1 protein-coding gene is annotated in these 793 nt (G+C 49.7%); it reads left to right on the top strand.

Features of this window, described 5'->3' with window-relative positions:
* Positions 1-96 precede the first annotated feature (96 nt).
* The coding region (locus tag DW49_RS01000000129005; protein ID WP_032617832.1) for a hypothetical protein at positions 97-793 on the top strand (697 nt) is incomplete at its 3' end.

The raw sequence follows: 793 nt of genomic DNA, 5'->3' as shown, positions 1-793 counted from the left end.
TGCAAGCTAAGCTATTGATAAGATTTGAATTTTCCGTTAGTTGGTGGCTGATTTTTTTTCGAAAACAGTACACTAGGAATCAACTCTACTAATCGGATGCCAAAGGCCCTGGCCGACTTTGAGTCAATCGATGATCCGCACGACTACTTAGCAGCCGTCAAGCTGGGAGCCGAAGCTTACAAAATGATCGAACATACCCCTCATTCTTGTAGGGTATCTGTGGTATCCGAGTACATCAGGATTTTGCCGCCACACATCATCGGGGCTTTCATCACAGGTCAGGCCACAGATGCACATGTCATGTACTACGCAAAGCTCGATCCTGCATACCTCAAGGCTGTGGCGCAGCATCAGAAACTGATTCTTGAACACGGTTGGCTTCTTGACCGTCCAGCAATGTCTTCCATCAAGGCCGAGGACGTCGCCTCTACGTTGCAAAAAGCCTTCCGCCGAGACAAAGACAAGTCCCTTATCGACTTCGGAGCAATCTCATTCGACCGAGAAACCGATAATAATGTGCTTTCAGGCATCAAAGCTGCAAAGCAGCGGCCTGTTGATTCGCTCGCCTTCATGCCGACCCATATCTGCCCATTTGGCAACCAATGCACAGAGGACGTCATCAAAGACCTAGGCGCTGTGCCTGGCTCAAGGATGCCTTGCGGTGGCTGTTATTATTCGATCAAGACTGTCGACCACCTGCCTAGGATTTATGGGCTTATTCGCGTGTTAACTGACGAGTGCAGCGAACTGGAAAGCCATATTGCCGAGGCCAAACGTATCCGTCTGGCCATCA

The organism is Pseudomonas avellanae BPIC 631 (genome assembly GCF_000444135.1).
GTDB lineage: Bacteria > Pseudomonadota > Gammaproteobacteria > Pseudomonadales > Pseudomonadaceae > Aquipseudomonas > Aquipseudomonas avellanae.
Note: the sequence above shows the minus strand (reverse complement) of the source record. Positions and strands in the feature narration are given on the sequence as shown.